The sequence below is a fragment of the Flavobacterium sp. genome (assembly GCF_031381455.1).
Classification (GTDB): domain Bacteria; phylum Bacteroidota; class Bacteroidia; order Flavobacteriales; family Flavobacteriaceae; genus Flavobacterium.
On sequence record NZ_JANMXZ010000003.1, the window covers coordinates 40,013 to 55,061 of the forward strand.

The 15,049-nt window shown below is 38.0% G+C and carries 4 protein-coding genes; all 4 read right to left on the reverse strand.

What is annotated here, in order from left to right:
* Positions 1 to 18: 18 nt before the first annotated feature.
* Positions 19 to 10,032, reverse strand: coding sequence for a gliding motility-associated C-terminal domain-containing protein (locus tag RMN97_RS00890; protein ID WP_309612637.1), 10,014 nt, complete (start codon positions 10,030 to 10,032; stop codon positions 19 to 21).
* A 309-nt stretch (positions 10,033 to 10,341) separates the two neighbouring features.
* Positions 10,342 to 12,291: an OmpA family protein gene (locus RMN97_RS00895; protein ID WP_309612638.1), complete on the reverse strand. Its 1,950-nt coding sequence runs from the start codon at positions 12,289 to 12,291 to the stop codon at positions 10,342 to 10,344.
* 12 nt (positions 12,292 to 12,303) lie between these two features.
* Positions 12,304 to 13,215 carry a type IX secretion system membrane protein PorP/SprF gene (locus RMN97_RS00900; protein ID WP_309612639.1) on the reverse strand — a complete coding sequence of 304 codons (912 nt, stop codon included), beginning with the start codon at positions 13,213 to 13,215 and terminating at the stop codon, positions 12,304 to 12,306.
* A gap of 55 nt (positions 13,216 to 13,270) precedes the next feature.
* The coding region (locus tag RMN97_RS00905) for a gliding motility-associated C-terminal domain-containing protein (RefSeq protein WP_309612640.1) at positions 13,271 to 15,049 on the reverse strand (1,779 nt) is incomplete at its 5' end.

The following is a 15,049-nucleotide window of genomic DNA, read 5'->3' on the forward strand; positions in this document are numbered from 1 at the left end:
TCAGGAATTAGTAGGGTTTTATCTAGTAAGGTATAAATATCCGTCTTTAGTTACAGTTTGTCCATCAGTGGTTGTCCACTCAATTACATAGAAGTACGTTCCCGTTGGCAATTCATCTGATTTGTTAACCGTAGTTCTTCCTTCGGATATACCTTCAAATCTTCTTCCGAGGTTATCATAATCTTTAGTTTCATAAACTAAAATACCCCAACGATTGTATATTTGAACGTTATTGCTTGGATAGCAATCAAAATCTTCGATATGCTCAATATTAAAGAACTGATTGAATTCGTCACCATTAGGTGTAAACGCATTGTGTATTACAATTAATTCACAAGGATTAACTTGACCAACTATTATTGTCACATCATATCTAACAAAACAATTACCATCATTAATTATATAGCTGAATAGATAATCTCCAGGCGCTATTCCAAAAGGATTGAAAGTGTTATTAACTGGATCAAATCCTCCAATGTTATTCACATTTGTCCATGTTCCTCCAGAAATTCCTGAAGGTAATAAGGCATTTAATGATATATTTTCATTAATGTTATTACTAGTCTGTACACTTGGAAGAGTTATTACATCGGTTGTCACAGTAACATGAATTGTTTGTTGAGATGGTAATGAAATATTTCCACAAGCATCTGTAGCAATCCATGTTCTTGTAATTGTATAATTATTGTCAACTATTTCAGTCTGAGTCTGAGTAAACACTGGAACCACATTACCTGAGCAGTTGTCATTGAATACTAATACAGGTGCATCCGGAATGGTAGAACATGTTACTTGTAGTTTTTGGTCAAATTCTGTACTTGTAGTTGGTGCTAATGTATCTTGTATGGTAAATGTAGCTGTTGAAGTCACATTATTTCCACAGCCATCAGAAGCTGTAAATATTACAGTAGCAGAACCTGTACTTCCACAACCATCGCTTAAGGCAATAAAGTTGTTAGACCAAGTTACATTAGAGCAAGTATCCGAAGCTGAAGCCCCACCATTAGAAGCTAACCAAGCATTTAATGCTGCTGTATTTCCTTGACCATCACATTCAACTATAGCATTAGCTGCGGCAGTAATAAGTGTTGGTGCTGTAGTATCAACAATAGTAAATGTACCAGTTGACGTAGCGGCATTCCCACAATCATCAGTAGCTGTAAAAGTTACAGAAGCGGAACCTGTGTTACCACAACCGTCACTTAAACCATCAAAATTGTTAGTCCAGGTTACGTTAGAACAAATATCTGAAGCTGAAGCACCACCATTAGAAGCTAACCAAGCGGCTAAAGCTTCCGCATTTCCATTTCCATCACATTCTACCGTTTCGTTAACTGTAGTAACAGAAATTGTTGGAGCAGTCGTATCTTGAATAGCAAAAGTAGCAGTTGAAGAAGTAGCATTTCCACAGTTATCAGTAGCTGTAAAAGTAACAGTAGCTGAACCTGAATTACCACAACCATCGCTAAGAGCTTCAAAATTGTTATTCCATGTTACATTAGAACAAGCATCTGAAGCTGAAGCACCACCGTTAGAAGCTAACCAAGCAGCTAAAGCTTCTGTGTTACCATTTCCATCACATTCTGCTGTTGCATCAGTTGCTGCAATGTCAATAGTTGGAGCCGTAGTATCTTGAATAGTAAAGGTTGCTATGGATGTAGCTGTGTTTCCACAATCATCAGTAGCAGTAAATGTTACCGAAGCAGAACCTGTACTACCACAACCATCACTAAGACCATCAAAACTATTAGTCCAAGTTATGTTAGAGCAAGTATCTGAAGCTGAAGCACCACCATTAGAGCTTAACCAAGCTTGAAGTGCAGCAGTATTTCCTTGACCATCACATTCAGCAGTTGCATTAGCAGCAGCAGTATCAATAGTTGGAGCAGTAGTATCTTGAATAGTAAAGGTTGCTATAGATGTAGCAGTATTTCCACAATCATCAGTAGCTGTAAAAGTCACCGAAGCAGAACCTATACTACCACAACCATCACTAAGACCATCAAAACTGTTAGTCCAAGTTACGTTCGAGCATGTATCTGAAGCCGAAGCACCACCATTAGAAGCTAACCAAGTGGCTAATGCTTCCGCATTTCCATTTCCATCACATTCCACAGTTGCATTAGCTGCAGCTGTATCAATAGTTGGAGCCGTAGTATCTTGAATAGTAAAGGTTGCTATGGATGTAGCTGTGTTTCCACAATCATCAGTAGCAGTAAATGTTACCGAAGCAGAACCTGTACTACCACAACCATCACTAAGACCATCAAAGTTGTTAGTCCAAGTTACATTAGAGCAAGTATCTGAAGCTGAAGCACCACCATTAGAGCTTAACCAAGCTTGAAGTGCAGCAGTATTTCCTTGACCATCACATTCAGCAGTTGCATTAGCAGCGGCAGTATCAATAGTTGGAGCAGTAGTATCTTGAATAGTAAAGGTTGCTATAGATGTAGAAGTATTTCCACAATCATCAGTGGCAGTAAAAGTCACTGAAGCTGTACCTGAGTTACCACAACTATCGTCAAGTTCCTCAAAGTTGTTAGTCCAAGTTACATTAGAACAAGCATCCGAAGCCGAAGCACCACCGTTAGAAGCTAACCAAGCAACTAAAGCTTCAGCATTACCATTTCCATCACATTCAACAGTTGCATTAGTTGCAGCAATGTTAATAATTGGAGCAGTTGTATCTTGAATAGTAAAAGTAGCTGAAGTTATTGTAGCATTACCACAATCATCTGTAGCAGTAAAAGTTACTAAAGCCGAACCTGAGTTTCCACAACCATTACTAAATGTAGAGAAGTTGTTTGACCAAGTTACATTTGAACAAGTATCCGATGCCGAAGCACCACCATTAGAAGCTAACCAAGCGGCTAAAGCTTCAGTATTACCATTTCCGTCACATTCAATAGTTGCATTAGCAGCAACTGTATTAATAGTTGGAACCGTAGTATCTTGAATAGTAAATGTAGCTGAAGTAGTTGCAGTGTTTCCACAAGTATCAGTAGCAGTGAAAGTTACAGTTGCGCTACCTGTGTTACCACAACCATCACTAAGGCCATCAAAGCTGTTAGTCCAAGTTACGTTAGAACATGAGTCAGAAGCCGAAGCACCACCATTAGAAGCTAACCAAGCAGCTAAAGCTTCCGCATTTCCATTTCCATCACATTCTACTGTTGCATTAGTAGCAATGATATCAATAGTTGGTGCTATAGTATCTTGAACTGTAAAGGAAGCTGATGTTGTTGTAGCATTACCGCAATCATCAGTAGCAGTAAATAACACTGTTACAGCAGTTGAACAATCACTTGCGAGAGTTCCGAAATTATTAGTCCAGGTTACGTTAGAACAAGTATCTGATGCTGAAGCGCCACCGTTAGAAGCTAACCATTCAGCTAAAGCATTTGAATTACCACTACCATCACATTGAACAGCTATGTTATTTGCAGCTATATCAATAGTTGGAGCCGTAGTATCTTGAATAGTAAAAGTAGCTGTTGATGAAGTAGCGTTTCCGCAGTCATCAGTAGCAGTAAAAGTTACCAAAGCAGCACCTGAATTTCCACAACCATTACTGAATGCAGAGAAGTTGTTAGTCCAAGTTACGTTAGAACAAGCATCCGAAGCCGTAGCACCACCATTAGAAGCTAACCATTCACCTAAAGCAGCTGAGTTACCATTTCCATCACACTCAACTGTAGCATTTGCTGCAGCAATAGTGATTGTTGGAGAAGTTGTATCTTGAATTGTAAAAGTAGCTGTTGAGGTAGTAGCATTTCCACAATCATCGGTAGCAGTAAAAGTTACCAAAGCAGCACCTGAATTACCACATCCATCACTGAATTCAGAGAAGTTGTTAGTCCAAGTTACATTAGAACAAGCATCCGAAGCCGAAGCCCCACCATTAGAAGCTAACCAAGCACTTAGAGCAGCTGAGTTACCATTTCCATCACACTCAACTGTAGCATCGGCTGCAGCAATAGTAATTGTTGGACTTGTTGTATCCTGAATAGTAAAAGTAGCTGTTGAAGTAGCATTGTTTCCACAATCATCAGAAGCCGTAAAAGTTACCAAAGCAGAACCAGAGTTACCACAACCATCACTTAATGCAGAGAAGTTGTTAGACCAAGTTACATTAGAGCAAGTATCTGAAGCTGATGCTCCACCATTGGATGCAAGCCATTCAGCTAATGCGGCCGAATTACCATTTCCATCACATTCTACTGTTGCATTCGCAGCAGCCATAGTGATAGTTGGTGCTGTATCATCTTGAATTGTAAATGTTGCTGTTGAAGAAGTAGTGTTTCCACAGTCATCACTAGCAGTAAAAGTTACCAAAGCCGAACCTGAATTTCCACAGCCATTACTAAATGTAGAGAAGTTGTTAGTCCAAGTTACATTAGAGCAAGTATCAGAAGCTGAAGCCCCACCACTAGAAGCTAACCATGTAGCTAAAGCGGCTGAATTACCATTTCCATCACACTCAACTGTAACATCGGCTGCAGCAATCGTAATTGTTGGACTTGTTGTATCTTGAATAGTAAAGGTTGCTGTTGAAGCAGTAGCGTTTCCACAATCATCGGTAGCAGTAAAAGTTACCAAAGCCGAACCTGAGTTTCCACAGCCATTACTAAATGTAGAGAAGTTGTTAGACCAAGTTACATTAGAGCAAGCATCAGAAGCCGAAGCACCACCATTAGAAGCTAACCAAGCGGCTAGAGCAGCTGAGTTACCATTTCCATCACATTCTACTGTCGCATTCGCAGCAGCAATAGTGATTGTTGGAGCAGTTGTATCTTGAATTGTAAAAGTAGCTGTTGAAATAGTAGCGTTTCCACAATCATCAGTAGCCGTAAAAGTTACCAAAGCAGCACCTGAATTTCCACAACCATTACTGAATACAGAGAAGTTGTTAGTCCAAGTTATATTTGAACAAGTATCAGAAGCTGAAGCACCACCATTAGAAGCTAACCAAGCAGATAAAGCAGCTGAGTTACCATTTCCATCACACTCAACTGTAGCATTTGCTGCAGCAATAGTGATTGTTGGAGCAGTTGTATCTTGAATTGTAAAAGTAGCTGTTGAGGTAGAAGCGTTACCACAATCATCAGTAGCAGTAAAATCTACCAAAGCAGCACCTGTGTTACCACAACCATTGCTTAAAGCAGAGAAGTTGTTAGACCAAGTTACATTAGAACAAGTATCTGAAGCCGAAGCACCACCATTAGAAGCTAACCAAGCAGCTATAGCAGCTAAGTTACCGTTTCCATCACATTCTACTGTAGCATTCGCAGCTTGAGTAGATATTACAGGTGGAGTTACATCGTTTACAGTTATTATTTGAGTACTAGTAACACTGTTTCCACAAACATCGGTTGCAGTCCAAGTTCTGGTTACTGTAAATCTATTAGCACATGTTCCAGGTGTTGTAACATCACTTACTGTTACTGTTACTGTTCCAGCACAATTATCAGTTGCTGTTACCGAAGCTATAGAAGCAGCTGGTAAATCTGCAGCACAAGTTACTGTTACCGGAGATGGAGTTCCTGATATTGTTGGAGCAGTTGTATCATTTACAGAGATTATTTGAGAACTAGTAGTACTGTTTCCACAAACATCAGTTGCAGTCCAAGTTCTAGTTACTGAAAATTTATTGGCGCATGATCCAGGTGTAGTAACATCATTTACTGTTACAGTTACTGTTCCGGCGCAATTATCAGTTGCTGTTACCGAAGCTATAGAAGCAGCTGGTACATCTGCAGCACAACTTACTGTTACCGGAGATGGAGTTCCTGTTATTGTTGGAGCAGTTGTATCATTTACAGAGATTATTTGAGAACTAGTAGTACTGTTTCCACAAGCATCCGTTGCAGTCCAAGTTCTGGTTACTGAAAATTTATTGGCGCACGATCCAGGTGTAGTAACATCATTTACTGTTACAGTTACTGTTCCAGGGCAATTATCAGTTGCTGTTATCGAAGCTATAGAAGCAGTTGGTACATCTGCAGCACAACTTACAGTTATTGCAGTTGGAGTTCCTGTTATTGTTGGAGCAGTTATATCTTGTGTTTTTATAATTTGGGTAGCTGTTGTAGCATTACCACAAGCATCTGTGACTGTCCAAGTTCTAGTAATAACTTTATTGTTGGTACAAATATTCAAAGGAGTTAAACAAACACTTTTGAATTCAATACTTCCATTAACACTAGCTTGTTTTCTAGAAAATATGAACCAAGTACCATTCATTGGACCAGTTAAATTTTCAAAACTTGAAACATAAGATGTTAATCCCGTAACTGAATTTGGTGACGATAGGGCACCATTTGGTGTAAAGTTTTGCGGGATATCTTGAGTTATAACATTGTTGTTATTCCATTGTGTATATCCTGAGCTATTTGGATAAAATATAGGTAAATATAATTCCTGATCACTAGAATCTGAATCTTCACAAGCACCACCGGTGCAATATGGTCCAACTAAAATTACAGCTGTACCATTTGGTGCAACCAAAGTAAATTCAGCTCTTCCTTTTCCCTGATTGGTTTCGAAAGCTAAGGCAACTTTTTGAATATTTTTTGCAGTTAGATTATTAAATCCTGTTACATCAAAGTAGAAGTAATTACCATTACCGGCATTGATTGATGCATCATTATCATTTCCAAAACATTCATTATCAGAATAAGTTACTGTTGGATTCGCATCACAATTATCACTAATATTAGATACTGTTCCTGTAATTGTCGGATCAAGGTTTGTATTACAACTTGCATCAACATTAACAGTGATAGGACCCGGCACAGTAAAAGTTGGAGGAGTTATATCTTGAACATTTATGGTTTGTGATTTAGTAGATGAATTTCCACATGCATCAGTAGCTGTCCAAGTTCTGGTTACAGAATATGTGCCATTACAAGCACCATTAGTTCTATTATCTACAAAGGATAATGTATAATCCGAATCACAATTATTAGTTGCTGTAGGTGTTGCAAAACTTGGTATTGCTGGACAATTGATTGTAGAAGTTGCTGGTAAAGATGATATTACTGGAGGAGTTGTGTCGTTTACTGTAATTATTTGTGTACTTGTAGAACTGTTTCCACAAACATCAGTTGCAGTCCATGTTCTTGTTACTGTAAATCTATTTGCACAAGTTCCTGGCGTTGTAACATCATTTACTGATTTAGTTACTGTTCCACCACAATTATCAGTTGCAGTTACCGAAGCTATAGAAGCAGCTGGTACATCTGCAGCACAAGTTACTGTTACTGGAGATGGAGTTCCTGTTATTGTTGGAGCAGCTGTATCGTTTACAGTAATTATTTGAGTACTAGTTGCACTATTTCCACAAACATCAGTTGCGATCCAAGTTCTAGTTACTGTAAATTTATTAGCACAAGATCCAGGAGTAATTACATCATTTACGGATTTAGTTACTGTACCACCACAATTATCAGTAGCTGTTACAGAAGCTGCAGAAGCAACTGGAACATCAGCAGCACAACTTAAAGTAATTGGAGCAGGAGTTCTCGTTATAGTTGGAGGAGTTGAATCGTTTACGGTGATTACTTGACTGCTAGATGTACTATTTCCACAAATATCGGTAGCAGTCCAAGTTCTGGTTATTGTAAATTTGTTAGCACATAATCCGGGAGTTGTAACATCATTTACTACTACAGTTACTGTTCCAGCACAATTATCAGATGCTGTTACAGAAGCTATAGAAGCAGTTGGAACATCAGCAGCACATGTTACCGTAACTGGAGCAGGTATTCCGGTTATAGTTGGAGGTGTTGTGTCGTTTACAGTGATTATTTGACTACTAGTAGCACTATTTCCACAAACGTCGGTTGCAGTCCAAGTTCTAGTTATTGTATATTTATTGGTACATATTCCAGGTGTTGTAGCATCATTTACTGTTTTAGTAACTGTTCCACCGCAATTATCAGTTGCAGTTACAGAAGCTACAGAAGCAGTTGGAACATCAGCAGCACATGTAACTGTTAATGGAGCAGGAGTTCCTGTTATTGATGGAGGAGTAGTGTCATTTACAGTAATTGTTTGACTACTAGTAGCACTGTTTCCACAAACATCAGTTGCAGTCCAGGTTCTAGTTACCGTAAATTTATTGGCACATGATCCAGGAGTAATAACATCATTTACTGTTTTAGTTACCGTTCCAGAGCAATTATCAGATGCTGTTACAGAAGCTATAGAAGCAACGGGTACATCAGCAGCACAAGTTACTGTTACTGGAGCCGGAGTTCCTGTTATGGATGGTGGCGTTGTATCGTTTACAGTTATTAATTGAGAACTAGATTTACTATTTCCACAAACATCGGTAGCTGCCCAAGTTCTGGTTATTGTAAATTTGTTAGCACATAATCCAGGAGTTGTAACATCATTTACTACTACAGTTACTGTTCCAGAACAATTATCAGATGCTGTTACAGAAGCTATAGAAGCAACAGGTACATCAGCTGCACAAGTAACAGTTAATGGAGCCGGAGTTCCTGTTATTGATGGAGGCGTTGTATCGTTAATAGTTATAATTCTTGATACTGAAGCAAGGGTTCTTCCACAACTGTCGGTTGCTGTCCATATTTCGGTAACTTTTCCGTTGCAATAGCCAGCAACTGTAGTTGTAAAAGTTGACGAATTAGAAGTTCCGCTTATTAAGCAACCACCACTCAGTCCATTAGAAAATGATATTGTACTTGATGGGGGTAATGAGCCACAAGCTACTATTATATCAGAAGGAGCAGTCATTGTTGGTAAAGCAGCAGGGCTTACTGTAATGGTTCTTGTTACAGGAGCTAAATCTCTGTTACAACTATCTTTTGCAGTCCAGGTTTCGGTAACGGTTCCACCGCAAGCACCAGGCGTGGTTGAGAATGTTGAAGGGTTTGAAGTACCATTAATTAAACAGCTACCACCTAATCCGTTTGTGAATGATAAAGTGCTGGGTGTAAATGCTGAACCGCATGCTACTGTTGTAGCAGCCGGAGCCGTCATTACTGGTAAAGCAGCTGGGCTTATGGTAATTGTTCTTGTTTTGGTAATCGTTCTTCCGTAAGCATCCGTGTAAGTCCATGTTTCAGTAACAGTCCCGCCACAGGCACCCGCTGGTGTTTGACTGCTTAGAGAAGAAGTAACAGTACCACTTATTAAACAGGAACCAGATCCACTATTAGTGTAGCTTAAAGAACTTGTTGTTGCTCCGCCACAAGGAACAGTGATATCACTTGTATTTGCAAATGTCGCAACAGTAGGAGTAGTTGCTGTGATTGTTCTGGATTTAGTAATAGTACATCCGTTAGCATCTCTTATAGTGACGGAATAAGTACCTGGAAGTAAACCCGTAAGGTCTTGGTTTGTTTGTTGTCCACTTGGTACAACACCTCCGGCAGAAGCCGTCCATAAATATGTATAAGGAGCGGTACCACCTGATGGAGTTAAATCAATTGCTCCGGTTGCGGAACCGCATTGTGAATTGATCAAAGCAAATTCCCCGTTCACACCTCCATTAACAGTTATTACAGGTAGTTTTCCACATTTAGGAGAAATCAAATTAGGATCTAATGGACAAGTTGATCCTGGTGAAGCTGATGTCCAAGCTAAAAATAAATTGGTGATTTTTAATATATCACCACAATTATAAGTAACTGTATTATAACTTAAGGTAGTGATAGTATTTGGAGGCAGTGGACCATTACAACCACTAATTAGAGTGGTGTTACTTAAAAGTCCCGTCGTACCGTCATAAATTTCCAAAGTTCCCCAAAAGGCAAAAGAAGTTCTTGTGGACCCCGTTGTATTATTGATAGACAGTGTTAATGTTCTGGTTATCGTAGTTGCTGTTGGACACGAGTTGCATAAATCTCCACCAGAGAGAGTTGCGCCAACTAGTGTCAAGTCACCAGAAGTACAAGATGTATTTGCTGGCGGAAATCCTTGTGCGAATGAGGCAGAGATACTTAGAAAGCTAAATATCAAAAACACAAGTAATTTTTTTGAGATAGTAATTTTTGTTTTCATACAATTAAATTTAGTAGAATATTTTATTGATAAACTGGATTTCGGGCTTGAAGTAGTTTAGATATAGGCTTTGCAAGAGATAGTTGATTTGGGTTATACTATTTGAGGGCTAAATTAGATACATACCAGTAACGAACCCAATTTTTTCTACGAATAGCTCAAAAACTCGTTTAAATGACACTTTTCCTTCATTCTTAACTTTTCAACGATGCTTTTTGTCATTTTATTTGTTTTTAAATACGGTATAAACCAAAGAAACACCAGCTTTCACTGATGTTTCTTTAGTTTTAAATATATAAAAATATGTTTTTAGAGTGCTGTAATTATAAATTCTGAACGTCTGTTTAATTGGTGTTCTGCTTCCGAACATTCTACACCATCCGAACATTTGTTTACTAATTCTTTTTCACCTAAACCTTCTGACGTTAAACGACTTGCAGCAATGCCATTTTTAATTAACCAGTCTTTGGTAGATTTTGCTCTGTTTTTTGATAATACATCATTATATTTATCAGAAGCTCTACTATCCGTGTGTGAACGAATGTTAATTTTCATTGATGGATTTTGCTCTAAAACATCAAGTAATTTAGCTAAATCAATCGCAGCATCAGGTCTTATATTCCATTTGTCTAAGTCAAAATAGATGATATTGATTTTGAAACAATCCGCTAAATCATCACCAATTTTAACTTTACACCCTTCAGATTTAAGCTCAATATTAAGCTCCGTTTTACCGGTTTCTTTTCCAATCGTTACCGGAACTTCCTTGGTTGTATATTCCTCAAGAGAAGCTCTCACATAATATTTTTTACCACATTCCACTTCGGTAAACTCATATTTACCTTCTGCATCAGAAGTAGTTTCTTTTATCTTGTTGAAATTGTCGTCAAAGAGTTGCAACTTAGTGTTTGGCAATACTGCTTTAGTATCTTCATCAGTAATAACTCCAAATAGTATTTGCTCACACCAAATAGGTTTTGTCTCTACAAACTTATAGATGTCATCACTTCCTTGTCCTCCATCTCTGTTAGAACTTAGGAATCCTTTTTTAGTTTTAAAATTAATGATAAAGGCAAAATCATCTTTTGGACTATTGGCTTCTTCACCAACGTTCAAAACTTCTTTAAAATTTGTGCTACCGTCTTTCGGAATTTTAGTAATATAAATATCCAATCCACCTAAACCTGGCTGACCATCGGAAGCAAAGTACAATTCGTTATCATCAGAGATAAAAGGATACGTTTCTCTACCTTCGGTGTTAATGGCATCACCAAGATTTTCAGTATTACCAAAGCTACCATCATCACTTATTTTTACTCTGAACAAATCAGATTGTCCGCGTGTTCCAGGCATATCAGAAACAAAGTATAATGTTTTTTCGTCTGGAGATAGGGTAGGATGTGCCGTTTGATAACTGTCGCTGTTAAATGGAAGCGCAGTAATATTATCCCATTGACCATCTTTGTTTACAGTAGCTTTATAGATTTTTAACAGTGTTACTTTACTGGCATCATAACCTCTTTTGTCAGTGAAATTATTTCTAGTGAAATAAACTGTTTTTCCGTCTTTAGTAAAGGCTGGAGTATCTTCATGGAATTTGGTATTTATTTTTTTGCCAAATTTACCAACAGCACCAAGTGAACCATCTTCAGCTATAGGAGAATCATACAGATTGGTGAAATATTGTCCTGTCCAAGTGTGTATTCTTTTAGAGAAATTTCCGGTGTCACGCGCAGATGCAAACACCACTTTGGTTCCCATAAAAGATGGGCCATAATCGGCGTATTTTGAATTAATACCTGCATTTTCGATTTTATATCGACCAGAGTTCTTTTTGATTTCAGCTAAATAATTTTTGTTTTTAGCAAAGATTTTGGCACGTGCATCACCACCATTTTTTTGCACAAACGTGGCCATCATAGCATCAGATTTGTCATTATCTTTTACAGCTTTTAAAGTTTGTGCAAAACGATAATAGAATTCAGCTTCTTGCTCCGGATTGGTAGCATAAAGTTCAGCATACCATTTGTTAGCCTTTTCTAATTCAGCATTAAAATAGTAGGCGTTCCCTATTTTGAGTAACATATCAGGCGATTTATATCCTTTTTCATAGATACGCTCGTATGTTTTGATGGCATCGATATAAGCGTATTTTGCATACTCTTTATTTCCTTTCGCCTCTGTTTTATTTACAACCTGAGAGTAACCAGTCACACAAGTGATAGCTAACAGTACTAAATATGTAATTTTATTTTTCATGATTTTGGGGTATTAGAAGAATCTAGGTGATACCATTTTACTAACTTTATTGAACAACTCAAATCGTAAGAATACCTCATGAGAACCTGAGTTATATCGTCTTAATTGCGTTGTTTCCATGTCATAACTATAACCAATAAATAAGCCATCAGTTATTTGAAAACCAGCCAATGCACTTACTGCAGCATCCCAACGATAAGCTCCACCAAGCATTAACTTGTCAAAGAATAAGAAGTTGGCCGAAGCATCTACTTGAAGCGGAGCTCCCGTTACCATTTTTGTTAAAAATGCAGGTTTGAATTTTACAGAAGATCCTATATCAAATACATATCCACCAATAAAATAAAAATTCATTCTTTCCTGAAATACAGCCACATCATTATCGTTGTATTTAGAGTCTTGCAAGAAGTTTGGCACTGAAAGCCCTAAATATAACTTATCAGAATGCAGGTAAACTCCAGCTCCAAAATTTGGTGAAAACTCATTATTGAAATTTTGAAGATTTGGATCATTAGCTTGGGCAGGTGTTAACTTTTCAGTATCTAAATTAAACATATTCCCCGAAGCCTTAATTCCAAAAGAGAGTTTATAATCTTCATTCATTGGAACAGTATAGGATAAATCGGCAGAAATCGTATTGTCACTAGTTGGACCAATTTTATCACTTACCAATGATACACCAAGTCCTAGATTACTGTTATTAAGGGCCGTATTTATTGAGAAAGCGTTAGTGGTTGGAGCGCCATCTAATCCTACCCATTGGGTACGATGCAATCCAAAAATACTCATAACTCCTCTCGATCCTGCATAAGCCGGATTGATATTTATGGTGTTGTACATGTATTGGGTAAACTGTGCATCTTGCTGAGCAAAACCAGAGTAACACGATAACATCAATGCGAAAATTAAAATTTTTGTTCTCATATTTTCTATTTTTTACCTGAGGGTTTTTCAACCCTCAGGAGTTAGTAGGTTTTTTTTATCTAGTAAGGTATAAGTATCCGTCTTTGTTTATCTTTTGGGTTCCATCAGTCCATTGGATGATATAAAAATAGGTTCCCGTTGGTAAATCGGCTGATTTATTAACAGTAACTCTGCCTTCAGAAATACCTTCAAATTTTCTAGAACTGTTGTCGTAGTTTTTGGTTTCGTAAACTAAAACTCCCCAACGGTTATATATTTCAACGGTATTAGGTAAATGACATTCCTGATCAATGTTATCAATTTGGAACCATTCATTTATACCATCATTATTAGGAGTGAATGCGTTATGAATCACAATATTATCACAACCTGCAACAGCACATAATTCAACAGGTACAATTACATTTACTTTTTGAGGACAGGTATTTGCACTGTTATAATTATAACTGAAAGTATAATTCCCTTCTACAACTTGGTACGCATTGAATAGAGAACCATTAAATGTTCCTACATTACTTTCATTTATCCAATTTCCTCCTGTAGGAGTATCAGTTGGTAGATAAGTGTTCAAGTCCCAAGTTATAGTTTGACTATCATTACATACCTGATCAGTAACAGTTACTTCAATATCCGGATTAGTGATTACATTAATCAGCTGTTGGAACTCTCTTGTATTTCCACAAGCATCAGTTACAGTCCACGTTCTTGTAATAGTATAAACGCCATTTACAATAGTAGATGTAGTTATACTTGGTACTGGAGTAACAACAGTTCCAGTACAATTATCAGTAAATTGAAGAGCGGGTACAGGAGGAATTTCGTCACATGTATTAATTGGAGTATCAATAGTTCCAACTAACTCTGGAGCAACTGTATCAGAAACAGCTATTGTTTGCGTTACTGAAATTGAATTTCCACAAGCATCAGTAGCTGTCCATGTTCTTACTATTTGGTAATTAGAAGGACAGTTTCCTTGTAGAATGTTCTCAGTCATACTTACTGTTGCAGTTCCACAATTGTCAGTTGCTGTTAATACAGCTGGCCCAGGAATAGTATCACAAGACGCTGTTGTATTTGCTGGCGTACTTTGATTAAATGTTGGAGCAATAATATCACCAACAGCAATAGTTTGAGATACCGAAGATGTATTGTTACAAGCATCAGTGAAAGTCCAAGTTCTAGTTACAGTGAACGAGTTAGGACAGTTACCTGGAGTTGTAGTATCTACACCTTGTACTGTTATAGCACCAGAACAGTTGTCAACTGCCGTAAGCGAAATCATTGTAGGAACTTCACCTGTACAAGTAGCAGTAATTGATGCAGGCGCTTCAGGTGCTACCGGAGCCTGATCATCCACTACATTAATAGTTTGTGATACCGAAGAAGTGTTATTACACGCATCAGTGAATGTCCAAGTTCTGATTATAGAGAACGAGTTTGGACAGTTACCCGGAGTTGTAGCATCTACACCTTCTACCGTTATTTGACCAGCGCAATTATCAGTAGCGGTAAGGGAAACCATAGCAGGTACATCACCAGCACAAGCAACAGTTATAGTTGCAGGAGCTTCTGGAGCTACCGGAGCTAAAACGTCTACTACATTAATAGTTTGTGATACCGAAGAAGTGTTATTACACGCATCAGTGAATGTCCAAGTTCTAGTTACAGTGAACGAGTTAGGACAGTTACCAGAAGTTGTAGCATCTATACCTTCAACAGTTATTTCACCAGCACAGTTATCATTTGCCGTAAGTGAAATCATAGCAGGCACATCAACGGCACAAGCAACAGTTATAGTTGCAGGAGCTTCAGGTGTTACCGGAGCTTGATCATC